This is a genomic window from Streptomyces tibetensis (assembly GCF_007655005.1).
GTDB classification, from domain to species: domain Bacteria; phylum Actinomycetota; class Actinomycetes; order Streptomycetales; family Streptomycetaceae; genus Streptomyces; species Streptomyces tibetensis.
Genome location: NZ_SZVW01000005.1, coordinates 358660 through 378995, shown reverse-complemented (window position 1 = coordinate 378995; position 20336 = coordinate 358660). Strand labels below are relative to the sequence as shown.

At 70.4% G+C, this 20336-nt stretch carries 23 protein-coding genes and 1 pseudogene; 13 read left to right on the top strand and 11 right to left on the bottom strand.

All coding sequences use genetic code 11. The features are described from left to right. The first annotated feature begins 25 nt into the window (after positions 1-25). Entirely contained in the window at positions 26-424 is a 399-nt protein-coding gene (locus FDO69_RS11085) for an ectoine synthase (RefSeq protein WP_003989364.1), read from the top strand. Positions 425-431: 7 nt separating this feature from the next. Further along, a complete protein-coding gene (gene thpD, locus FDO69_RS11080; RefSeq protein ID WP_104779590.1) occupies positions 432-1343 on the top strand; it encodes an ectoine hydroxylase in 912 nt (303 codons plus the stop codon). Positions 1344-1456: 113 nt separating this feature from the next. On the opposite strand, the gene FDO69_RS11075 is transcribed toward thpD, so the two are convergent. The 5 genes from FDO69_RS11075 to FDO69_RS11055 all read right to left on the bottom strand — a co-directional run bounded on the left by FDO69_RS11075 (position 1457) and on the right by FDO69_RS11055 (position 6176). Next, positions 1457-2509 (bottom strand): aminotransferase class V-fold PLP-dependent enzyme, encoded by a 1053-nt coding sequence (locus FDO69_RS11075; protein ID WP_104779589.1) that lies wholly within the window; start codon positions 2507-2509, stop codon positions 1457-1459. A gap of 96 nt (positions 2510-2605) precedes the next feature. Further along, a complete protein-coding gene (locus FDO69_RS11070; protein WP_104779588.1) occupies positions 2606-3322 on the bottom strand; it encodes a DsbA family oxidoreductase in 717 nt (238 codons plus the stop codon). A gap of 76 nt (positions 3323-3398) precedes the next feature. Beyond that, positions 3399-3893, bottom strand: coding sequence for a GNAT family N-acetyltransferase (locus tag FDO69_RS11065; protein ID WP_170320864.1), 495 nt, complete (start codon positions 3891-3893; stop codon positions 3399-3401). 46 nt (positions 3894-3939) lie between these two features. Then, complete coding sequence (locus FDO69_RS11060; RefSeq protein WP_104779587.1) at positions 3940-4548, bottom strand: DUF1349 domain-containing protein; 609 nt, start codon at positions 4546-4548, stop codon at positions 3940-3942. Between the two features lie 98 nt (positions 4549-4646). Then, entirely contained in the window at positions 4647-6176 is a 1530-nt protein-coding gene (locus tag FDO69_RS11055) for an aldehyde dehydrogenase (NADP(+)) (protein ID WP_104779586.1), read from the bottom strand. 132 nt (positions 6177-6308) lie between these two features. Between FDO69_RS11055 and FDO69_RS11050 the strand changes: the two genes are divergently transcribed. The 6 genes from FDO69_RS11050 (at position 6309) to FDO69_RS11025 (ending at position 11315) form a co-directional block, all read left to right on the top strand. Next, entirely contained in the window at positions 6309-7082 is a 774-nt protein-coding gene (locus FDO69_RS11050; protein ID WP_030852502.1) for an IclR family transcriptional regulator, read from the top strand. 3 nt (positions 7083-7085) lie between these two features. Continuing rightward, positions 7086-7559, top strand: a complete 474-nt coding sequence (locus FDO69_RS11045) for a GNAT family N-acetyltransferase (RefSeq protein ID WP_104779585.1) — start codon at positions 7086-7088, stop codon at positions 7557-7559. Between the two features lie 88 nt (positions 7560-7647). Then, on the top strand, positions 7648-7857 hold the full coding sequence (locus tag FDO69_RS11040; protein WP_138430081.1) for a hypothetical protein: 210 nt from the start codon (positions 7648-7650) through the stop codon (positions 7855-7857). Next, the gene (locus FDO69_RS11035; protein ID WP_104779584.1) at positions 7854-9122 is read left to right on the top strand and encodes a sensor histidine kinase; all 1269 of its coding nucleotides are present in this window, start codon (positions 7854-7856) and stop codon (positions 9120-9122) included. The genes FDO69_RS11040 and FDO69_RS11035 overlap by 4 nt, the downstream gene beginning before the upstream one ends. Continuing rightward, complete coding sequence (locus FDO69_RS11030; protein ID WP_104779583.1) at positions 9119-9781, top strand: response regulator transcription factor; 663 nt, start codon at positions 9119-9121, stop codon at positions 9779-9781. Before FDO69_RS11035 ends, FDO69_RS11030 begins: the two co-directional genes overlap by 4 nt. Before the next feature lie 76 nt (positions 9782-9857). Next, entirely contained in the window at positions 9858-11315 is a 1458-nt protein-coding gene (locus FDO69_RS11025; RefSeq protein WP_104779582.1) for a peptidoglycan D,D-transpeptidase FtsI family protein, read from the top strand. Positions 11316-11422: 107 nt separating this feature from the next. Here FDO69_RS11025 and FDO69_RS11020 read toward each other — a convergent pair whose 3' ends face one another. Beyond that, the gene (locus tag FDO69_RS11020) at positions 11423-12880 is read right to left on the bottom strand and encodes an NCS2 family permease (protein WP_104779581.1); all 1458 of its coding nucleotides are present in this window, start codon (positions 12878-12880) and stop codon (positions 11423-11425) included. 270 nt (positions 12881-13150) lie between these two features. On the opposite strand from FDO69_RS11020, the gene FDO69_RS11015 reads away from it, so the two are divergent. The 4 genes from FDO69_RS11015 to FDO69_RS41875 all read left to right on the top strand — a co-directional run bounded on the left by FDO69_RS11015 (position 13151) and on the right by FDO69_RS41875 (position 16099). Continuing rightward, entirely contained in the window at positions 13151-13750 is a 600-nt protein-coding gene (locus tag FDO69_RS11015; protein WP_104779580.1) for a SigE family RNA polymerase sigma factor, read from the top strand. Then, on the top strand, positions 13747-14604 hold the full coding sequence (locus tag FDO69_RS11010; protein ID WP_104779579.1) for a hypothetical protein: 858 nt from the start codon (positions 13747-13749) through the stop codon (positions 14602-14604). The genes FDO69_RS11015 and FDO69_RS11010 overlap by 4 nt, the downstream gene beginning before the upstream one ends. Positions 14605-14688: 84 nt before the next feature. Further along, entirely contained in the window at positions 14689-15522 is an 834-nt protein-coding gene (locus FDO69_RS11005) for a pectate lyase (RefSeq protein ID WP_104779578.1), read from the top strand. 355 nt (positions 15523-15877) lie between these two features. Beyond that, a complete protein-coding gene (locus FDO69_RS41875; RefSeq protein ID WP_234387894.1) occupies positions 15878-16099 on the top strand; it encodes a hypothetical protein in 222 nt (73 codons plus the stop codon). Positions 16100-16248: 149 nt separating this feature from the next. Here the strand turns inward: FDO69_RS41875 and FDO69_RS10995 are convergent, their stop codons facing one another. Then, positions 16249-16608 (bottom strand): hypothetical protein, encoded by a 360-nt coding sequence (locus tag FDO69_RS10995; protein ID WP_234387893.1) that lies wholly within the window; start codon positions 16606-16608, stop codon positions 16249-16251. Between the two features lie 609 nt (positions 16609-17217). On the opposite strand from FDO69_RS10995, the gene FDO69_RS10990 reads away from it, so the two are divergent. Continuing rightward, complete coding sequence (locus FDO69_RS10990; protein WP_234387892.1) at positions 17218-17508, top strand: hypothetical protein; 291 nt, start codon at positions 17218-17220, stop codon at positions 17506-17508. Positions 17509-17544: 36 nt separating this feature from the next. Here the strand turns inward: FDO69_RS10990 and FDO69_RS10985 are convergent, their stop codons facing one another. The 4 genes and pseudogenes from FDO69_RS10985 to FDO69_RS10970 all read right to left on the bottom strand — a co-directional run bounded on the left by FDO69_RS10985 (position 17545) and on the right by FDO69_RS10970 (position 20241). After that, positions 17545-18306 (bottom strand): class I SAM-dependent methyltransferase, encoded by a 762-nt coding sequence (locus tag FDO69_RS10985; RefSeq protein WP_104779577.1) that lies wholly within the window; start codon positions 18304-18306, stop codon positions 17545-17547. Between the two features lie 208 nt (positions 18307-18514). After that, complete coding sequence (locus FDO69_RS10980; RefSeq protein ID WP_167526566.1) at positions 18515-18874, bottom strand: hypothetical protein; 360 nt, start codon at positions 18872-18874, stop codon at positions 18515-18517. Between the two features lie 64 nt (positions 18875-18938). Next, positions 18939-19034 (bottom strand): annotated as a pseudogene (locus tag FDO69_RS10975) (IS5/IS1182 family transposase); the annotation flags it as partial. A gap of 52 nt (positions 19035-19086) precedes the next feature. Then, on the bottom strand, positions 19087-20241 hold the full coding sequence (locus FDO69_RS10970; RefSeq protein WP_104779575.1) for a right-handed parallel beta-helix repeat-containing protein: 1155 nt from the start codon (positions 20239-20241) through the stop codon (positions 19087-19089). Between the last annotated feature and the right edge of the window lie 95 nt (positions 20242-20336).

The following is a 20336-nucleotide window of genomic DNA, read 5'->3' as shown; positions in this document are numbered from 1 at the left end:
CTCACCTAGGAGGCATCGCAGCACCGTGATTGTCCGTTCGTTCAAGGAGATCGAAGGTACCGACCGGCACGTGAAGGCGGCGTCCGGTACGTGGGAGAGCAAGCGCATCGTCCTCGCCAAGGAGAAGGTCGGCTTCTCCCTGCACGAGACGGTCCTCTACGCGGGTACGGAGACGTCGATGTGGTACGCGAACCACATCGAGGCCGTCGTCTGCACGGAGGGCGAGGCCGAGCTGACCGACCACGAGACCGGGCTGACGCACACGATCACGCCCGGCACGATGTACCTCCTGGACGGGCACGAGAGGCACACGCTGCGGGTCAAGCAGGACTTCCGCTGCCTCTGCGTGTTCAACCCGCCCGTGACCGGACGGGAGGACCACGACGAGAACGGCGTCTACCCGCTGCTCACCGAGGAGGTGTGACGTTTCCATGACCGCCACCACCGACACCACCACCACCGGTATCCCGGACCTCTATCCCAGTCGCGGTGCCGTCGAGGCGCTCACCCCGCGCCAGGACCCGGTCGTCTGGGGCGCACCCGACGCCCCGGGCCCGGTCGCCCCGGCCGATCTGCTGTCCTTCGAGCGTGACGGCTTCCTGGCCATCGACGAGCTCATCACCGAGGACGAGGTCGCGGTCTACCGGAACGAGCTGAACCGGCTGGTGAACGACCCGGACATGCGGGCCGACGAGCGGTCGATCGTCGAGCCGCAGTCCAAGGAGATCCGCACGGTCTTCGAGGTGCACAAGATCAGCGAGGTGTTCGCCCGGCTGGTCCGCGACGAGCGGGTCGTCGGTCGGGCGCGGCAGATCCTCGGCTCGGACGTGTACGTCCACCAGTCGCGGATCAACGTCAAGCCGGGGTTCGGCGCCAGTGGCTTCTACTGGCACTCGGACTTCGAGACGTGGCATGCCGAGGACGGTCTGCCGCGGATGCGCACGGTGTCGGTCTCGATCGCGCTGACCGAGAACTACGACACCAACGGCGGGCTCATGATCATGCCGGGGTCGCACAAGACGTTCCTCGGGTGCGCGGGTGAGACGCCGAAGGACAACTACAAGAAGTCGCTGCAGATGCAGGACGCGGGCACGCCGTCGGACGAGGCGCTGACCCGGTTCGCCACCGAGCACGGCATCAAGCTGTTCACGGGCAAGGCCGGTTCTGCGACCTGGTTCGACTGCAACGCCATGCACGGTTCCGGCGACAACATCACGCCGTTCCCGCGCAGCAACGTGTTCATCGTGTTCAACAGCGTGGAGAACACGGCGGTGGAACCGTTCGCGGCGCCGGTACGGCGGCCGGAGTTCATCGGAGCGCGCGACTTCACGCCGGTGCGGTGACCGCACTCTGCGGTGACCGGTCGAAGTGACCGCCGTCTGCGGTGAGACGGCCGTGTGACAGAGCTGCCGGGTGGGGCCTCCTCGTGTGGGACGGGAGGCCCCACCCGGTTCTGTCATGCCGAGAGCACCTGGAGGAGCCGGTCGACGTCCGCGGGCGTGTTGTAGAGGTGGAACGCGGCCCGCAGGTTCCCGGCCCGGTCGGAGACCTCGATGCCCGCCCGGCTCAGTTCGCCCTGCCGGTGGCCGAGCCCCGGCACCGACACGATCGCCGAGCCGGGCGCGGCGACCGGCTCGTGGCCCAGCTCCGCGAGCCCGGCACGGAAGCGGTCCGCGAGGCCGACGTCGTGGGCGTGCACGACATCGACGCCGATCTCCTCCAGCAGTTCCAGGGACGCGCGCAGTCCCGCGTAGGTGAAGAGGGCGGGGCTGACGTCGAACCGCCGTGCGGAGTGGGCGAGTTCCTCGACGGGGCCGTAGCAGCTGTCCCAGGGGCGTTCCCCGGCGACCCAGCCGGCGAGCAGCGGTGTGAGCCCGCCGAAGTCCCGCGGGGCGACGAAGAACGCGGCCCCGTGCGGGCCCATGAGCCATTTGAATCCGACGGCGGCGAGGAAGTCGTCGGCGTCGGCCTCCATCGGCAGCCAGCCGGCCGACTGGGAGGCGTCGACGTAGGTGCGGGCGCCGTGTGCCCGGGCCGCCTCGCGCACCGCGGGCAGGTCGGCGAGACGGCCGTCTGCGGACTGTGCGGCGCTGACCGCGACGAGCGCGGTGCCGGGACGGACGGATTCGGCGACCCGCTCCAGGGGCACCGCGCGCACCTTGAGGTCGCCGCGCGCGTGGAACGGGTTCACCAGGGACGAGAAGTCGGCCTCCGCGGTGAGGACTTCGGCGCCGGCGGGCAGCGAGGCGGCGATCAGCCCGCCGTACTCGGCGACCGAGGCACCGGTCGCGACCCGCTCGACGGGAACGCCGGCCAGCCGGGCGAATGACGCGCGGGCGACCTCCACGTCCTCGTACAGGGGACCCAGGGGCGTGCCCTCGGCACGCATCCGCACCGCCTGCTGCACGGCGCTGACGGTACGGGCGGGCAGGAGCCCGTTGCTCGCGGTGTTGAGGTAGGTGTGCTTCGGGGTGAACTCGGCACGGACGAGGTTCTCGAAGGTCTCCATGGGACCACTCTGCGTCCCAGGGATCTCCCCGTCCATTGCCGATTTCTGCGTGATGCCGCTAAGGAGCGCTTATGAGTGCGCTCCGACCTGGGCGTTTCAGTGCTGGGGCACGGCACAGCCGTCCGGGCCGCAGGCCTCCGCGTCCTCGCCGCCGTCGACGATCTTCAGGGGTGAGCGCTCGCCGTACGCCTGGGTCAGGGCCTGGGTGAAGACCTCGGCCGGCTGGGCGCCGGAGACGCCGTACTTCCGGTCCAAGACGAAGAAGGGCACGCCGTTCGCGCCGAGCTGCGCGGCCTCGCGCTCGTCGGCGCGGACCTCGTCGGCGTAGGCGTCCGGGTCGGCGAGCACCGCGCGCACGGCCTCGGCGTCCAGCCCGGCGGCCGCGGCGAGCTCCACCAGCCGCTCGTCGTCGTCGAAGACGGAGCGCTCCTCGGCGAAGTTGGCCCGGTAGAGCAGGTCGAGCAGCTGCTCCTGACGGCCCTGCTCCTTGGCGAGGTGCAGGAGACGGTGCATGTCGAAGGTGCTGCCGTGGTCGCGGCCGCGGGTGCGGTAGTCGAGGCCTTCGGCAGCTGCCTGGGCCCCGAGGTTGTCCTCGCCGGCCTCGGCCTGCGCGGCACTCATCCCGTACTTCTTGGTGAGCATCGTGATCACGGGCTGGATGTCGCCCTTGGCGCGGCCCGGGTCCAGCTCGAAGGAGCGGTGCACCACCTCGACGTCGTCGCGGTGCGGGAAGTCCCGCAGCGCCTTCTCGAAGCGGGCCTTGCCCACATAGCACCAGGGGCAGGCGATGTCGCTCCAGATCTCGACGCGCATGTCTCGGCTCTCTCCAGGTCGTACGGGTACGGAGAGACTCCCTCCGCCGAGTGGATGAACGTTCAAGCAGCGGGCTTCATTCCCCGGGCAGGACGAGCCGCATCCGCAGATGGTGGGCCCCCGGCTCGCCCGGTTCCGGGATCCATCCCTGCCGCCGGTAGAACTCCTGCGCCCGCCGGTTGTCGACGTGCACCTCCAGGAGGGCCGTCCGCCTGCCGTCGGCCCGCCACTCCTCCACACAGGCCGCGTGCAGGGCGGTGCCGACGCCTGCGCGCCAGTGGTCGGGATCGACGTGGAACTGGAACAGCTTCACCGTGTCCGCCGGGACGTCCTCGGGGGTGCGGAAAGAGGCCAGGCCGACGATGCGCCCCGCCTCGACGAGGCACAGCACCCGCCCGTCCGGCCGCGTGAGGGCGCCGCGCCAGGCCTCGGTCCAGTCGGTGCCGTCCTGCGGCACCCCGCCGGGGTAGTACGTCGCCCGGGCCCGCGCGTGCAGCGCGACGACGTCCGCCACCTCGGCGGGCAGGGCGGTACGGATCACACGGCCCGGAACCACTCGGTTGCTGATCATGGAACGGAGGACGAGGCCGGGCCGGGACGCGGTTCCCGGCCGACCCTCAGCTGCCGTCGCGCAGGTCGTCCGGCCAGCTCGGCCTGAACTCGATGTGGTCGTACGTCACCACGCAGCCCTCTCCCATCGGGGACTGGGCCATGAAGCCGACCAGGGCCGCGCCGGTCTCCTTCTCGTCGCCGAGGGTGAAGAGCCGGACGAAGGTCCAGCGTTCACCGTCACGGGAGGCGTGGAAGGCGAAGGCACGACCGGTCCGGCTCACCCGGAGCCAGACGGAACTGCCGTCCACGGTGAAGGAGTTGGCGTCGTCGGAGTGCCCCCGGGTGACCACCGTGCAGACGGTGGGCTCGTCCGGGGAGTACTCCAGGCAGAGCTTGGCCCAGGCCCGCTCCCCCACGTGGACGTAGAGCACCCCGGCGTCGAAGGCCGCGCCGAACCCGACGGTGACCTTGGCGATCAGCTGGAAGTCCCCTTCGGGCGCCCCGAGCAGCCGGGGCGCGTCGGAAGCGGGGTCCAGCCCTTCCCCGGTGGGCGGCACGAACCGATCCTGCCGCCCCCCGGCCCACCCGGTGAGCACACCGTCCTCGTAGGACCAATGACCGTCGGGCCCGTAGGTGCGCAGGCCGAAAGGGAGTTCGGGAAATTCCAGATCCATTCGGCCCACTCTTCCAGCTCCGACCGCAAGGGGCGCGGGGAACTGCGCGATCAATCACGAACGACCCGCAGCCCGCGGCTCACCGCACCCCTACGGCGCTAACGCTCCAAACGCCCGTTGAACCTGCGAGGCAGCCCCAAGGGGTTGTCGTCCCGCAGCTCCTGCGGCAGCAACGCCTCGGGGGCGTTCTGATAGGCAACAGGCCGCATCCACCGCTCGATCGCCGTCCCGCCCACCGACGTGGACGTCGACGTCGTGGCCGGGTACGGCCCACCGTGGTGCTGGGCCGCCGCGACGGCGACACCCGTCGGCCAGCCGTTGACCAACACACGCCCCGCCAGCGGCGTCAGCTCCGCGAGGATCTCGGCGCCGCGACCCTGGCCCGCCGCCTCCTCCTCCGACAGCTGCACCGTCGCCGTGAGGTTCCCCGGCAGGCGCGAGAGCACCGCCTTCACCTCGGCATCGTCCTCGTAGCGGGCCACCACGGTGACCGGCCCGAAGCACTCCTCCAGGAGCAGGTCGTGCTCGCCCTCCGCGGCCAGCCTGCTCGCCGGCACCGTGAGGAAGCCCGCGCTGACGGTGTGCTCGCCGCCCGCGCCCGGGGTGACCGGGGAGTCGACGTCGGGCAGCCCGGCCCGCTCGGCGACGCCGGCCACGAAGTTGTCGCGCATGCGGTGGTCGAGCAGGACACCGGCGTCGGTGTCGCTGACGGCGTCCGTCAGGGACTTCAGCAGGGCGTCGCCCGCGGCTCCGGCCGGCGCGAGGACGAGGCCCGGCTTCACACAGAACTGGCCGACGCCCAGCGTCATGGAACCGGCGAGACCGGCGCCGATCGCCTCGGCCCGCTCGGCGGCCGCGGCCTCGGTGACGACGACCGGGTTCAGGGAGCCCAGCTCGCCGTGGAAGGGGATCGGGACCGGGCGGGCCGCCGCCGCGTCGAAGAGCGCACGGCCGCCGCGCACGGAGCCGGTGAAGCCGGCCGCCGCGACCAGCGGGTGCTTGATCAGCTCGATGCCCGCCTCGAAGCCGTGGACCAGGCCCACGACGCCCTCGGGGATGTCGTGCCGGGCGGCGGCGCGACGCAGCACCTTGGCGACGTACTCGGACAGGGCCGGGTGGTCCGGGTGGGACTTGACGACGACCGGGCAGCCGGCCGCGAGGGCGCTCGCGGTGTCGCCGCCCGCGACCGAGAAGGCGAAGGGGAAGTTCGAGGCCGAGTAGACGGCGACGACGCCCAGCGCCACTTTGTAGCGGCGCAAATCCGGGATCGGCGGGGTCGCGGTGTCGTCGGGGTGGTTGATGACGACGTCGAGGAAGGCGCCCTCGTCGACGATGTCGGCGAAGGCACGCAGCTGGTAGCAGGTGCGGGCGAGCTCGCCGGTCAGCCGGACCGGGCCGAGCGCGGTCTCGGCGTCTGCGGTCTCGACGAGGGAGTCCTTGGCCGCCTGGAGCTCGTCGGCGGCGGTGCGCAGGAAGGCCGCCCGGACCGTGCGGTCGGCCAGGGCGCCCCGGGCCTCGTGCGCGGCGCGGACGGCGGCGTCCACCTCCTGGGCTGTGGCCTCCACCGCAACCTGTTCACGCTGCTTCCCGGTTCGGGGGTCGACACTCCAGACTGGTGCTGTTGCCACCGCGGGTCCCTCCACACATGTAATGCCGCAGTACTGGGTCATCCACCAGGGACGTTCGATATACTGAACGCTGTCTCTGATGATGAATATGCTGTGGAGACTATTTCCCGGCCAACGAAGGGGTCAAGGGCGATGTCGGCTGGCGAGACGGGCGGCGGGGCGCAGGTCAAGTCCGCGGTACGAACGGTTGAACTGCTCGAATACTTCGCCGGACGCCCCGGCATGCACTCCCTCGCGGCGGTCCAGGAGGCCGTCGGGTATCCCAAGTCCAGCCTCTACATGCTGCTGCGCACCCTGGTCGAGCTGGGCTGGGTGGAGACCGACGCGACGGGCACGCGGTACGGCATCGGTGTGCGGGCCCTGCTGGTCGGCACGTCGTACATCGACGGTGACGAGGTCGTCGCGGCGGCCCGCCCGACCCTGGACCGGCTCTCGGACGACACGACCGAGACGATCCACCTCGCCCGCCTCGACGGCACCAACGTCGTCTATCTGGCCACCCGCCAGTCCCAGCACTACCTGCGCCCCTTCACCCGGGTCGGCCGCCGGCTGCCCGCGCACTCCACGTCCCTGGGCAAGGCGCTGCTGAGCACGTACTCGGACGAACAGGTGCGCAAGATGCTCCCGGAGACGCTGCCCGCGCTGACCGAGCACACGATCACCGACCGGGAGAAGCTCATCGAGGAGCTGCGCCAAGTGCGGGACCAGGGCTTCGCGGTGGACCGCGAGGAGAACACGCTGGGCCTGCGCTGCTTCGGCGTGGCGATCCCGTACCGCACCCCGGCGCGGGACGCGATCAGCTGCTCGGTGCCGGTGGCGCGGCTGACCCCGGCGCACGAGCAGCTGGTGAAGGACGCGCTCTTCGACGCGCGGGACCGGCTGACACTGGCCACCCGTAGGCTCTGAGACATGAACGTCGAGCTGCGCCAGGTCCACGACAGTGATCTGCCGGTCTTCTTCCGGCAGATGAACGACCCCGAGTCCCTGAGCATGGCGGCCTTCACTCCGGAGGATCCGGCCGACCGGGTCGCCTTCGACACCCGCTGGTCCCGGATGCGCTCCTCGCCCGACGTCGTCGTCCGTACGGTCCTGGCCGACGGGGACGTGGTCGGCAGCGCGGGGGTGTACGGGGTGCCGGGCGAGCGCGAGGTGACGTACTGGGTCGACCGCGCCTACTGGGGCAAGGGCATCGCCACGCAGGCGCTGCGGGCGCTGCTCGCCGAGGTGCCCGAGCGCCCGCTGTACGCGCGTGCGGCGTCGGACAACGCGGGGTCGCTGCGCGTGCTGGAGAAGTGCGGGTTCCGGGTGACGGCGGCGGCCCGCGGGTACGCCCCGGCCCGGGGTGCCGAGATCGACGAGACGGTGCTCATCCTGGAGGGCTGAGACGCTCCGGCGCCCTCCCCCGCCCGGTGGAGGCGGATCGTCGCCGGGCAGGATGCGCTCGCGGCCTTCCACGCGGGAGCCTGCTCGCATGACCCGGTCGATCGCTCCTCCCACTCCTTTGATGCAGCGGGTGGCTGCCGCTGCCTCCGCCGTCGGCGCGGCGGACCTCGCCGACCCGCCCCTGCCGTCGCGGCGCCTCGCCTGCGTCGGCCGGATGCGCGTCGGTCTGCTCGTCGCCGCCATCGGCGTCCGCCACGTCGCGGAGCGCTCGGCCGGGGCCGCGCGGCGTTCGGCGTGAGCGGTGTCGCCCGGCTGCTGTTCGGCCGGCGGGCGCGGCTGCGCTGGATCCATCTGATCCTCGGCGGTGCGCTGGCCGTGCCCTATGTCCTGGTCGGCTCGGTGGTCGTCGGTCCGGCCACCGGTGCCGAGGACGTCTTCGGCTCCTTACCCCTCCAACTCGCCTCGTTCGGCCTGGGTCTGCCACTCGCGGCCGTCACCTCGCTGTTCCCGCTCACCCGGCCCCTGGAGTCGGCCGCCGTGCGCTGGCTGTGCGGTGTGGACGCGGACCGGCTCGCCCTCGGGCCCGCGGGCACGCGGGGCGAGAAGGGCCGTACGGCTGCATGGTTCACGCTGCATCTCGGGTTCGGCGGGATCATCGCGGGGATGTCGCTGGCGCTGCCGCCGTTCGCCGTCACGCTGATCGCGCTGCCGGTCCTGGCGGCGGTGCGCGGCGACCGGCTCGGGCTGCCCGAAGTCCTCGACGACGCCTGGGTCCTGGCGCTCGCCCCGGTCGCGGGCGCGGCATCGCTCGTCGCCCTCGCCGGCTGCGCGGCCGGCTGCGGGGCGCTGCTGGCCCGCTGGGCGCCCCTGCTGCTCGGTCCCACGCACCGGGAGCGGCTCGCCGCCGCCGAGGCACGGGCGGCCGACCTCGCCGTGCGCAACCGGCTGGCGCGGGAGCTGCACGACTCCGTCGGCCACGCCCTGAGCGCGGTCACCCTTCAGGCGAGCGCCGCCCGCCGGGTCCTGGACTCCGACCCGGAGTTCGTCCGGGAGGCCCTCGCCGCGATCGAGGACACGACCCGGCGCACGGTCGGTGAACTCGACGCCGCGCTGGGCGTGTTGCGCGAGGGCGACGCCCCCGGCACGGCCGCCGCGCCCACCCTCGCCGCCGACCTCGACGGGCTGTTGCGGCGTACCCGGGCGGGCGGACAGCGGGTGAGCGCCGCCGTGGACACCGACCCAAAGGCGCTGCCCCCGCTGCTGTCCCGGGAGGCCTACCGGATCGTGCAGGAGGGCCTGAGCAACGCCCTCAAGCACGCCGGTGAGCGGGCCGCCGTGGAGGTGCGGATCGCGGTCGCGGGCGGGGACCTGGAGATCACCGTGGAGAATCCGGTGACCGGCCCCGCGCCCTCCCGCACCGGCGGCGGCCACGGACTGCGGGGCATCGCCGACCGGGCCAGGCTGCTCGGCGGGACCGCGACGGCGGGACCGACCCCGGCACAGACCTGGCGGCTGCACGCCCGACTGCCGATGACACCCATGCCGATGAGAGGACCCGCATGACCCGCCCGGCCCCGATCCGTGTCGTCCTCGCCGACGACGAGCGCATGGTGCGCACCGCGCTGCGCGCCATCCTCTCCGCCGAGCCGGACCTGGACGTGGTGGGCGAGGCCGCCACCGGCGCGGAGGCGGTGTCGGTCGTACGGGAACTGCGGCCGGACGTCGTCCTCATGGACGTCCGGATGCCGCAGACCGACGGGATCCGCGCCACCGAGCGGATCCTCGCCACGCTGGACGAGCCGCCCCGGATCGTCGTCGTGACGACCTTCGAGAACGACTCCTACGTGTACGACGCGCTGCGCGCCGGAGCCGCCGGGTTCCTGCTGAAACGGGCGGACGCCGACGCGCTGGTGCAGGCGGTCCGGCTGGTGGCGCGCAGCGACAGCCTGCTGTTCCCGGCGGCCGTGCGCGCCCTGGCGACCGAGCACGCCCGCGCGCTCCCGGCGCCACCCGCCTGGGTGGCGAAGCTCACCGGACGCGAGGGGGAGGTGCTGCGGCACATGGCGCGGGGCCTGACCAACGCGGAGATCGCCCGCCTGATGGAGGTCGGCCCGGCCACGGTGAAGTCCCACGTCGCGGCGGTCCTGGCGAAGACCGGCACCCGCGACCGCACGCAGGCGGTGATCGCCGCGTACGAGGCCGGGATTCTGAACGGCGGATGAGAAAACCGGCCCGTCGGATGAGAAACCAGGACGGACGGGAACGATCCGCCCCGCGTGGCTCGTCCTCCTGTTCGGAATGAACAAGACGATCAGGCGCGCTTCGGTCTTCTCGCTGCTCCTGGTGTTGGCTCTGCTGGTCAGGGCGACCTGGGTGCAGTTCTACGAGGGCCAGGCGCTGGCAGACGACAAGGACAACCGGCGGAACGCGATCGAGACGTACTCGGCGCCGCTCGGGAACATCATCGTGGGCGGCCGGTCGGTCACCGGCTCGACGCCGACGAAGACGGGCGACCTGAAGTACAAGCGGACGTACACGGACGGCCCGCTGTACGCGGCGGTGACGGGTTACGCGTCGCAGGCGTACGCCCCGACTCAGCTGGAGGGCATCTACACCGACCTGCTCAACGGCACGGACAGCCGGCTCAAGTCCGTGATGGACACACTCACCAACCAGCGAGCCGAACCGGGAAACGTGGTCACGACCATCGACCCGGTCGTGCAGAAGGCCGCCTACGACGCGCTCGGCGACAAGAAGGGCGGTGCCGTCGCCATCGACCCGAAGACCGGGAAGGTCCTCGCGGTCGTGTCGACGCCGTCGTACGACCCTTCCTCGCTGACCGACGCCAACACCGCGGGGGCGGCCTGGAAGAAGCTCACCACGGACCCGGAGAAGCCGCTGGTCAACCGTGCGCTGCGGCAGCCGCTGCCGCCCGGCTCGACGTTCAAGCTGGTGGTGGCGGCGGCCGCGCTGGAGGACGGGCTGTACTCGTCGGTGGACGAGCGGACGGACAGCCCGGACCCGTACACGCTGCCGGGCACCAGCCGGGACCTGACCAACGAGAACCCGAACGCGCCCTGCACGAACGCGACCATCCGCACGGCGTTGGAGTACTCCTGCAACAACGTCTTCGCCAAGATGGCCGTGAAGCTCGGCCAGGACAAGGTGAAGGCGATGGCCGACAAGTTCGGCTTCAACGACGACAAGCTGGACGTGCCGGTCCGGGCCTACACGAGCGTGTACCCGTCGGACATGTACCCGTCGCAGACGGCCCTGACGGGCATCGGCCAGTTCGACGTCACGGCCACCCCTCTCCAGATGGCCATGGTGTCGGCGGCGATTGCCAACGGCGGCAAGCTGGTGTCGCCGCACATGGTCTCGCAGATCACCGACAGCGGTGGTGATGTGCTGCAGGACTACGACGACGACGCCGGCACGAAGGAGATCGTCAGTTCCTCGACCGCCGAGCAGTTGCAGTCGGCGATGGAGACGGTCGTGAACCAGGGCACGGGCACGAACGCCAAGGTCCCGGGCGCGACCGTCGGCGGCAAGACGGGTACGGCCCAGCACGGCGAGAACAACAGCCAGGTGCCGTACGCCTGGTTCACCTCGTACGGCAAGTCCGACTCCTCGGGCAAGGAGGTCGCCGTGGCGGTCGTCGTGGAGCAGTCGAACGCGGCCCGCTCGGAGGTCAGCGGCAACGGGCTCGCGGCGCCGGTCGCCAAGGCGATGATGCAAGCGGCGCTGAAGGACTGAGCCTTCGCCAGTGAACCTCCGCCGCCGATGAGCCGTCTGTACAGACGAGACGGGCCGCCCCCTTCCCCCCGGGGGCGGCCCGTCCTCATGTCATCGCGGGCCCGGTGTCACTTCGCTCCCAGGAGCTGCTCGATCGGGTCGATGGCGAAGTACACGAGGAACAGCGCCGAGGTCCCCCACAGCAGCCAGTGCACCTCCTTGGCCTTGCCGAGCACGGTCTTGATGACGACGTAGGCGAGGAAGCCGGCGCCGATGCCGTTGGTGATGGAGTAGGTGAACGGCATCACCGCGATGGTGAGGAACGCCGGGATGGCGATGTCGTAGCGGTCCCAGTCGATGTGCTTGACCTGGGTCATCATCAGGAAGCCGACGGCGACCAGGGCCGGGGCGGCCGCCTGGAGCGGGACGATGGTGAGCAGCGGGGTCAAAAACAGCGCGAGAGCGAACAGGCCGCCGGTGACGAGGTTGGAGAAGCCGGTGCGCGAGCCCTCGCCGACACCGGCCGCGGACTCGATGTAGGAGGTCGCCGAGGAGGCGGAGGCCGCGCCGCCCGCGACCGCGGCGGCACCGTCGATGAGCAGCACCCGGCCGAGGTTCGGGACCTTGCCCTCCTCGTCGAGCAGGCCGGCCTCGGCACTGATGCCGACGACCGTGCCCATGGTGTCGAAGAAGTCGGACAGGATCAGCGTGAAGATCAGCAGGACGACGGTGATGACGCCGACGCCGGGGGCGCTGAAGGCACCGAACAGGTCGAAGTGGCCGATGAGCCCGAAGTCGGGCGCGTCGACGAGGTTGCCCGGCCAGGCGGGGGTGGTCAGGCCCCAGGACTTGATGTCGGCGAGGGAGTTGATCACGATCGCCAGCGCGGTCATGGTGACGATGCTGATCAGGATGGCGCCCTTGACCTTGCGGGCGAGCAGTCCGATCGTCAGCAGCACGCCGAGGCAGAAGACCAGCATCGGCCAGCCGGCGAGGGTGCCGGTGCCGCCCAGCTGAACGGGGACGGTGGTGTTCGCGGCGTCCGGGATGCGGCTGACGAAACCGGCGTCGACGAAGCCGATGAAGGCGATGAACAGGCCGATGCCGACGCTGATGGCCTGCTTGAGCGGCTGGGGTATCGCGTGCATGACGGCCTCGCGCAGTCCGGTCACCACCAGCACGCAGATCAGCAGGCCTTCGAGGACGATCAGGCCCATCGCGTCGTCCCAGCTCATCAGCGGGGCGATCTGGAAGGCGACCACGGCGTTCAGACCGAGTCCGGCGGCGAGCGCGAGGGGCAGGTTGCCGCCGACACCCATGATGATCGTCATCACCGCGGCCACCAGGGCGGTGGCGGTGGTGAGTTGGACGGCGTCCAGCTGGTGCCCGAACTTGTCCTTCGCGCTGCCCAGGATGATGGGATTCAGGACAAGGATGTAGGCCATCGTGAAGAAGGTGGCGAAGCCGCCGCGGATCTCCCGGCCGAAGGTGGAGCCCCGCTCGGAGATCTTGAAGAACCGGTCGACGCTGTTCGCCGCTGGTGGCGCGGCGTCGGACCGGTCGGCCACCTTCTGCGATTCGGACATGGCGCGTACTCCTTGATGCCTGGGTGATCGGTGTGCGGATGCTGGCTGGATTGTCGTCGCGTTGAACCACGTTCAGGTTTTCTTCGTGTTACGAAATCGAAGTCCGGCCCGCCATACACTGTTCGAAGCCCCGTACGAACTGTTCGACGATCGCTGCTACGCTTCCCGATCTCGTCCGGGCCTCCCCCGGATGATCACATGTCATCTACATGACAGCCACAGGGCGCCCCGGCCGGGAGCGCCCGTAGCCGCTGGGAGGAGAGGTCGCCCGTGGGCACGGTCGTCGACGACGCCGCCTCCGTGGAATTCCACGCCTTCTTCGAGCGTCACTACGCCGAACTCTCCCGCCTCGCCCACCTGCTGACCGGCGAGTCGGACACCGCCGACGACCTGGCGGCGGACGCCTTGCTGGCGCTGTGGCACCGCTGGGACCGGGTGCGCGCGGCCGACCATCCGGCGGCGTACGCGCGCGGAGTGGTCGCCAACCTGGCCCGCACCCGGATCCGCAGCGCGGTGCGCGAGCGGCGGCGCATCGCCCTGTTCTGGTCGCAGCGCGAGGAGAACACCGAGAACCCGGACGTCGCGGGCGTGGTCGACGTGCAGGAGGCGCTGCGCCGGCTGCCGTTCCGCAAGCGGGCCTGTGTGGTGCTGCGGCACGCGTTCGACCTGTCGGAGAAGGACACCGCCCTGGCGCTCGGTGTGTCGGTGGGTACGGTGAAGAGCCAGACCTCGAAGGGAATGGCCGAACTCCAGCGGCTGCTGGGGACGCAGGGCGTGCCGCAGCGGATGCACGCGACGCTGGGCGCTCCCCGCTGCTCACCGGCTGTGGAGGGTGTGCGCACCGGTGAGGGCGGAGGGAGGGACCGATGAGCATGCGGCGGGACGTGCACGAGGAGGTGCGCGCCCGGTTGCACGAGGCGGCCGGGGCGCACGAGCCCGACCGGGAGCGCATGCTGGCCCGGGTCGAACGGGGCATGGCCGGTCCGGCCGGCTCCGGCCATCGCACGGCGCGTCCGCCGGTGTTCGGCTGGATGCGGGTGGCGGGGGCGACCGCCGCGGTCGCCGGCGTCCTGGCGGTGGGCGGCTACGCGGTGGCGTCCGCGGTGAAGGAGGAGACCGCTCCGCAGCAGCGGGAGGTGGCGACCACGCCGAGTCCGGCGCCCACGCCGTCCCCGGAGGCGACGAGCCGGGCCACCGAACCCCCGGTGACGGTGAAGCCGGCACCGAGCCGCCCGCCCGAGCGCCGCGAGTCCGGGCACCCGCCGTCGGGGACGCCGAGTGCCCCGGCCGCCGAGCGGCCGCGCACCACAGCGGAGGACGGCCCCCTGTGGTCGGACGGCTCGGTCGACCCGCACAGCAACGACTTCTGGGCGCAGAGCAACGTCACGCTCAAGACCCGCGAGCAACTGACCGCGCTGACCGTGCGGTTGCGGGTCGCCCAGACCGGCGGGGTATCCGACGCGGGTGCCTGGCGCTCCCTGCCCGAGGACGACTTCAGCCTCGCGGTCGCCGAGCGGGACGGCTTCCTCGTCTACACCTGGACCCTCAAGGAGGGCCGCACGGTCCCGGTGGGCGAGTGGGTGTTCGCCGGCCAGTTCGGCCACGCCCGCGGCGGTCGCGACGCGGGCGGGGACGATTACGCCGTGACGGCCACGGCCGGTTCGCGGCAGTTGTCGGTGGGCGGTGGTTTCGCCGCCGTGGACGACGGCGACGGCGACTCGTGAAGATTCGTGAAGAGGCGGCAACCCTTTCCTCACCGGTGGCGACCACTACGCGCAAGAGCCACCCCCCATCCGAGGAATCCGTACATGACTGCACCAGCAGAACAGCGCGTCCGCCATCGCCGCAGTGTCACCAAGCGGCGGGCGGTGATCGCCGCGGTGTCGGCATTCGGCATCACGGGTGCGGCGATCGTCACCACGTCGATGCTGTCGACGGCGGGCGCCGCGTCCTCCTGGCCCACGGACAAGGGCAAGACGCCCGTCTCCGAGACGATCCCGGTCTCCGGTGTACGCGACGGCGGGATGAAGATGTTCTACGGCACCGGCGCGCTCGGCGGCGGCAGCCAGGACGAGGGCCAGGACCCGCTCTTCGAGCTGGCCGACGGCGCGGTCCTCAAGAACGTCATCATCGGCACCCCGGCGGCGGACGGTGTCCACTGCAAGGGCAGTTGCACGCTGCAGAACGTGTGGTGGACGGACGTCGGCGAGGACGCGGCCAGCTTCAAGGGCAAGTCCTCCTCCGCGGTGTACAAGGTGATCGGCGGCGGCGCGAAGAACGCCGACGACAAGGTGCTGCAGTTCAACGGCGCCGGCACACTGAACGTGTCCGGCTTCCAGGTGCACAACGCCGGCAAGCTGGTCCGCTCCTGCGGCAACTGCAAGACGCAGTACAAGCGCACGATCGTGCTCAGCGACATCGACGTGACCGCCCCGATGAACTCCATCGTCGGGGTCAACGCCAACTACGGCGACACGGCGACGCTGTCGAGGATCCGTGTCCACGGCGACAGCAAGAAGAAGATCAAGACCTGTGTGCGCTTCGAGGGCAACAACACCGGCAAGGAGCCCAAGGAGCTGACCCCGCCCGGCCCGGACGGCAAGAGCTGCAAGTTCAAGGCCTCCGACATCAGCTACCAGTAGGTCCTTCGCCCCAGTGACTCCGGTCGGCCCTCGTCCCCCCTTGGGCCGACCGGGACGCCGGGTGTCCGGCCCCCCAGCCGGACGTCCCGGCACCTCGGCCCTCCGGAGCCCCCCTCCGGACGGCCGGACGGTACCGGCCGAGCCCCCCTCGGCCGGTCGGCAGGACGCCCCCGTCGCTTCGCGCCGACGGGGGCGTCGCCGTGTCCGCCACGGCGAAGGCCGCCTAACCAACAGCTCGAGGATCTGCCCAACACGCCAACCACTCGCTACGTTCGTGACGTCCTCGTTGCCGCCGCGGTGCTGCCGCCGCGGGACGACCGGTTGGAGGCTCTGCCTCGCTGGGCAGACGCCTTCCTTGCCCAGGCACCACTCCCCCCACCGCAAGTACCTCACTCCCTTCGCCCATTGGTCCTGCACCCTCGCCAGCCGAAACAGTGCTCGTCTCGCGCTGGCCACCGACCTGCCGGCATCTGTCCTTGCCGACTTCACCGCCACCAGCATCAGCAACTCCACCCGCTGGACTGGGTACGCCAAGCGGGACTGGCTCGACTACGTCGCCAGCCGCAAGCAGCGCTGATCACCTTTGCCGCCTCCGAGCACACCCCCACGCTGAGCCTGGCACCACTCCCACCAGGCCCAGCGTCCTATCACGGCGCCTTTTCAGCGTGACCAACTCTCAGGTGACAGCTCTGGCACCCTGGCGTCGAGCACTTGCCGAGGAGGCAGTCAGTTGAAGGCGTCGGTCATGCAGTCCACCCGGCAGTCGGAGGCCTCATAGCGCTGGCGGAGAGCGGCAGCTGCTTCTTCGCGCTCCACGAAGAGGTACCCGTAGTGCCGGCGCGCCACCCTGGTCACGTCTCCGACCGTGACGATGGCCGGTTCGTCGTGTGCGGCCCGGCGACGCGCTCCGGCGATTGCCATGTCCGCAGAGCGCAGCAGGTTTCTGGAACGGTCCCGGATCACGGCTGCCTGGGCCCGTTTCGCCGAGAGGGGACGCAGGACACGTCCCCTCCAGACGTAGCCGGCGGCGACAAGGATGAGACCGAGCGCTACGAACAGGAGTCCGCCGGGGGCGTGAGGTCGCATCTATCCAGTCTTCACCACTCGCGTGGTGATCGTCATGCCCGCGTCGGCGGAACTCGACCGCCACGGCGCCGAGCTGCTGGTCCGCCCGGCCACGCCCTGGCGGTCTGACCGCGAAAGGACCTCCCCGCATGCAGGCACCGACCTCACCGCACACCACAGACCGGACCACCCCGGCCACGGACAAGAACCTCGACGCCGCGGTCGCTGCGCTCGCCGCGGAGATATTTGGAGTGCGCGCGGGTTCCCGGGGGCCACCCGGTGGGCGTGGATCGGCATCTCAGCTGGTAGATCGCCCTGTGCAGGTCGTTCACTCGTTGACTCTCAAGCGCAAGCGGGTGATCTTCCGCGACCTTGCCGTGGGCGATTTGACGGGCATTCCACGGCCGGTTCCCTCCGACCTGCCGGCTGGCCTGCTCGACCGTGCCGAGACCCCATTCGCGCCGCTCACCATCGCCTTGACCGCCGTCCACGCCGTCCCTGCCGCCGAGCTCCGCACCGCGCGAACCGGCCGACCTGAACCTCGCCCGCGGAACCCTCGAACTGCGCCGAGGCCTGCTGCGACACACCCTCTACCTGGAGGAGCTCACTCACCGGCTTGCCGCCGACTGGTTGGCTTACCGCCACCAACGCTGCCCCGCCTCCGTCAATCCCTACCTGCTGGTCAGCCAGAAAACCGCCCTCGACCCGGGCCACCCGGCCGTGCAGAGGGTCACCTTCAGCCAGGTCGTCCTACCCAACGGACCCACCCTCGACAGGCTGCGCCAAGACCGGATCCTCGACGAGGCTTTCGCCACCGGTGACCCGCTCAAACTCATGAGGCTCTTTGGCATCACTGAACAGACCGCCATGCGTTATGTCGGCACCGCCTACCCGGAGCGAACCGCGAAGCTGCCCAGGTGACCGGGCTCAAGTCGATACACGGTGCCTGCGGAGCTGTCAGCCTGCCAGCCGAGCTTTCCAGATCTCCTCGCTGGGCCATTGCTGGGCCCAGTCGGCGGAAACTTCTGCGTAGTCCCGCGCAGGCTGGGGCGCCTGAATCTCAATCAGGTCTTCAACGACGAAGCCGCAGGCCCGCAGCAGACGGAGCATCTCACCGTGCGGCAGGACGAACTCCACGTGATCGCCCCGGTTCAGCTGCGTCAGGCCGAATTGGGTCCGGGACAGAGTGGTGGACACCGGACCCTCGGACGGTACACACAGCGCGAACAGCGATGAGTAGCGCGAGAACACCAGCCGGCCTCCAGGAACGAGAAGCCGGGCTGCCTCCGGGATCCACTGGTAGGGGTCGCACCACAACGAGGCGCCGTACTCGCTGATCGCCAGGCCGAACGTGTTGTCCTCGTAGGGCACCTTCTCGGCATTGCCCAGGACAAGGGGGAAGTCGATGCCGAACTCCGCCTGCATCGCGCGAGCAGTGGCGAGCTGCTTCTCCGAGAGGTCGATCCCGACCGGGTGGGCTCCTGCTCTGGCCAGCCAAGCGGAAACGTAGGCAGTACCGCAGCCCAACTCAATGGTGCGCATCCCGTCGATGCCGTCGGGAAGCAGGGAAACCTGCGACTCAGGGGTGGCCCACAATCCCCAGGACGGTTCCACCTGCGCCCAGTGATCACGGGCGAGCGGCCCGTGCCACGCAGCCGCCTGGTCATCCCAAAAGCGTCGGTTCTGCTCCACATGGTCCGCCGGGCCGTCATGAGTCATGGAGGCATTCGATCGAAAATGCTGCTGTTCCGGCAACGGAATTCCCAAGGTGCCAGACACCCTTGAGACGCGCGGCTGGCACGAGGCCAGGACGGCACCATCACCTGCGGCGGACATCGCTCTGCGGTCGCCACGCGCTACGACAAGCTCGCCGTCCGCTACGAGGCGACCGTACTGGTCGCGGCGATCAACGAGTGGATGTAATCCTTCACTGGAAGGGCATGGGGGTCCACGGCAACGCCTCCCGCCATCCCTGCCGATCGTGAGCCCAGTCCATCATCACCTTGGCGGTCGACTCTTCCGGGCCGAACACTTCATGGAGCCTTGGAACGTGGGCCTGGTAGTGCTTGTCTGCACTGCCTTCGCGGTACTCGACCTGGTAGCTGCGGTCGTCGTTCAGGTACACCTGAATGTAGTGCTGATCCACAGGCTCCAGATCGAGCCTTTCCAAGATCACAAACCGGTGCGACAGGTTCATTTCAGACAGCAGGTCACCCAGGGCTTCCTCGGTCGGATCGTCCACGGTACGACCACCGGCTTCAACTACACGCAGCACTGGCTTCAGCATGCACGCGACTGTACCGACCCACAGGATTCAGCTACCCAGCCGTGCACTTCCGCAACAGGCACCTGCGGTGATCGTTCCACCGTCCGCCACGCCGTCCCGGCACCGGCAAGTGCGGCTCCAGCCGAAACCATGCGGCATTGGTCAGATCACCCCGCCTCATGCAGGGCACAACGAGCAAGGGTCCGGCAGTCACACGATCCGCCGGACAGAACCTAGTCCATCGTCGAGCCGATGATCGAGGAGCCGGTCGTCAGGAACGCCGTCGCGGGCAGGGAGCCGTCCTCCCGCCGGGCTCCGTACGCGCCGGCCGTGTCCGTCGACCTGAAGGGTGGGGTGGTGATGCCGCCGTCCCAGTTGTTGCCGGCGGAGACCGTCGAGGGACCGAGCTTCGCCGCTCCGCCCTGGTCGCCGACGGCGAGGTTCTTGCCGAGGCGGGCCGTGCCGGTCGCGAAGAAGAAGCCGCTCCCGGCGTTGGCGTAGGCGGTGTTGTGGTCCAGTGCGACGGCGCCGGTGTTGGAGTTCTCGGTGAAGCCGTGCAGCGTGTTGTCCCAGGCCGCGTTGTCGGTGACGAGGTGGGCGGCTGACGCTCCCCCGCCGCCCAGCTTGAAACCGTTGCCGTCACCCTCGAAGGCCGTGTCGTTCCACCGGTTCTCGCCGTTGCCGAAGGCCCAGGAGTGCTCGATGGTGACCGGCGAGGAGAACTGCCACAGGTCGAGGCCGTCGTCGGAGTTGTCGTACAGCCGGGCTCCGGTGATCCGGTTCCCGGTCCCGGAGCCGAACTTGACCGCGATGCCGTCGGCGTTCTGGCCGTGGCCGCCCGGGTCGTAGTTGCCGTGGCTGTCCAGGTTCTGCACAAGGTTGCCGGTGGTGCCGTCGCCGCGGAGGGTGAAGCCGGAGTCGCCGTTGCCGGCGGTGACCAGGTTCCTGAAGACCCCGCCCACCGAGGACGTGACGACCAGGCCCTGGGCCGGGGAGTTGACGAAGGCCAGACCCTCGACGGTCCAGTGGTCGCCGTGGATCGCGGCCAGCCAGGAGCCGGCGGGCAGCTTCGAGCCGTCGATCCGCACCTTCTCACCGTCGTACGCCCGCAGGGTGATGGGCGCCGAACGGGTGCCGTTCGCCCTGGACGTGAGGGTGGCGGACGGGTGGTAGGTGCCGCCGCGGACCTGGATCACGGTGCCGGCGGTGGCGTTGCGGACGGCTCGTTCGAGCTGGGCCGTGCCGGTGACGGTGACCGTCGTCGAGGCGGCCCCCGCGCCGCCGGTCGACAGCCCGAGGTAGACGCCGCCGGCCCCCGCGGCACAGGCCACGGCTGCGGCGATGGAGAGCGTGCGCGTCCTGCGATGGCGTCCGGCGCTCGGCAGCACAGAGCGTTCCTTTCTCCTGGGGGTCGGGACGGAAACGGCTCTGAGGGGCCCGCTCCGGCCCGTTTCCGTCCACCAGTCGCCGCCGCCCGGGAAAG

Excerpts from the sequence above, each read along its gene's own strand:
- FDO69_RS11040 (WP_138430081.1), top strand. The coding sequence starts at position 7,648 with ATGACCCGGTCGATCGCTCCTCCCACTCCTTTGATGCAGCGGGTGGCT.
- FDO69_RS10980 (WP_167526566.1), bottom strand. The coding sequence starts at position 18,874 with ATGCTGAAGCCAGTGCTGCGTGTAGTTGAAGCCGGTGGTCGTACCGTG.
- FDO69_RS11075 (WP_104779589.1), bottom strand. The coding sequence starts at position 2,509 with ATGGAGACCTTCGAGAACCTCGTCCGTGCCGAGTTCACCCCGAAGCAC.
- FDO69_RS10985 (WP_104779577.1), bottom strand. The coding sequence starts at position 18,306 with ATGACTCATGACGGCCCGGCGGACCATGTGGAGCAGAACCGACGCTTT.
- FDO69_RS11020 (WP_104779581.1), bottom strand. The coding sequence starts at position 12,880 with ATGTCCGAATCGCAGAAGGTGGCCGACCGGTCCGACGCCGCGCCACCA.
- FDO69_RS11045 (WP_104779585.1), top strand. The coding sequence starts at position 7,086 with ATGAACGTCGAGCTGCGCCAGGTCCACGACAGTGATCTGCCGGTCTTC.
- thpD (WP_104779590.1), top strand. The coding sequence starts at position 432 with ATGACCGCCACCACCGACACCACCACCACCGGTATCCCGGACCTCTAT.
- FDO69_RS10995 (WP_234387893.1), bottom strand. The coding sequence starts at position 16,608 with ATGCGACCTCACGCCCCCGGCGGACTCCTGTTCGTAGCGCTCGGTCTC.
- FDO69_RS11025 (WP_104779582.1), top strand. The coding sequence starts at position 9,858 with ATGAACAAGACGATCAGGCGCGCTTCGGTCTTCTCGCTGCTCCTGGTG.
- FDO69_RS11005 (WP_104779578.1), top strand. The coding sequence starts at position 14,689 with ATGACTGCACCAGCAGAACAGCGCGTCCGCCATCGCCGCAGTGTCACC.
- FDO69_RS11070 (WP_104779588.1), bottom strand. The coding sequence starts at position 3,322 with ATGCGCGTCGAGATCTGGAGCGACATCGCCTGCCCCTGGTGCTATGTG.
- FDO69_RS11050 (WP_030852502.1), top strand. The coding sequence starts at position 6,309 with ATGTCGGCTGGCGAGACGGGCGGCGGGGCGCAGGTCAAGTCCGCGGTA.
- FDO69_RS11065 (WP_170320864.1), bottom strand. The coding sequence starts at position 3,893 with ATGATCAGCAACCGAGTGGTTCCGGGCCGTGTGATCCGTACCGCCCTG.
- FDO69_RS11010 (WP_104779579.1), top strand. The coding sequence starts at position 13,747 with ATGAGCATGCGGCGGGACGTGCACGAGGAGGTGCGCGCCCGGTTGCAC.
- FDO69_RS11060 (WP_104779587.1), bottom strand. The coding sequence starts at position 4,548 with ATGGATCTGGAATTTCCCGAACTCCCTTTCGGCCTGCGCACCTACGGG.
- FDO69_RS11030 (WP_104779583.1), top strand. The coding sequence starts at position 9,119 with ATGACCCGCCCGGCCCCGATCCGTGTCGTCCTCGCCGACGACGAGCGC.